At 34.0% G+C, this 1065-nt stretch carries 1 protein-coding gene; it reads left to right on the top strand.

Translation table 11 applies throughout. The annotated features are described in order from the left end of the window. Nucleotides 1–260 precede the first annotated feature (260 nt). Nucleotides 261–962, top strand: a complete 702-nt coding sequence (locus tag DSM03_RS18915) for a suppressor of fused domain protein (protein ID WP_128762557.1) — start codon at nt 261–263, stop codon at nt 960–962. Nucleotides 963–1065 lie beyond the last annotated feature (103 nt).

Below are 1065 nucleotides of genomic sequence, written 5' to 3'. Positions count from 1 at the left end.
TATTGAAGAGCTGCTCCTGATATACTTTCTTTCCTTGCATACCATGAAATTACAACTCAATTGCAAATCAAAGGTAAACCGTATGTTAGCTTTTTGCTAACTTGTGCAACAGGCACACCGGCTATCGTTCATTGCGGCGGAATTTCCTCTCGTAAATTCCTGTGTGTTTGCTATCTTCGGTTTACGGCGGAATAGTTCTGCCGAAATATTCCGCAACGAAACCATAGCCCAACCGTTGGCAACAAGCTGAAAACGAACTTATGGCTGAATACAAAAATCCGTTCTCGGACAGAAAATATTACCACGAACACGCTGAATGGATTGATGACCATTTAAGTAGATTCTTTGATGATAAGTTAGTTTCAGTTTTTCACGAAATCCCGACTTTGGATTTACATCTTGATGTTTATTTAATAAAACCTGAAAACTCTTCATTCAACATACTTTTGACTTCTGGAATGAGTACGTTAAAAATGAATGTTGACGAACAAGCAGAAAACCAAAAAAATTTGGAATTTGCCGAATTAATGATGCTTATTCCAAAAACTATTGAATTCGGACAAGTTTACTCTGGAGAAAATAAAAATGATTGGATTATTTCGATTCTTAAAAGAACTGCGAAATTCCCACACTTTTATGACACTTGGATTGGAATTGGACACACAATACAAGCAGAAGAAGATTTAACGCCTTACGCAACTGATACTGACTTTGTCGGAGCTTTAATTCTACCTTCTGTAACTTTCGATAAGGATTTTACCGAAATAAATAAAAACGGACGGAAAATAAATATATACAATGTGCTTCCACTCTATAAAAACGAGATGGAATTTAAAATAGAAAATGGATATAGTAAATTATTGGATTTATTAATTAAAGCGAATGGAAAGGAAGTTCTGGATTTGAATAGAGAAAATCTGATTTCAAAAAAGTCCGTTTGGAATAGAATATTTAAGAACTAAAAAAAGAAAAGCCAGTTGCCAACAAAGAACTGAGGTAAAAAACAACTCTTTTCAACATTAAATTTGAGACATACTTATCCTTTGCTAAAATCTGTAACTACAA

The sequence above is a fragment of the Leeuwenhoekiella aestuarii genome (genome assembly GCF_004104055.1).
GTDB classification, from domain to species: Bacteria; Bacteroidota; Bacteroidia; order Flavobacteriales; family Flavobacteriaceae; genus Leeuwenhoekiella; species Leeuwenhoekiella aestuarii.
Note: the sequence above shows the minus strand (reverse complement) of the source record. Positions and strands in the feature narration are given on the sequence as shown.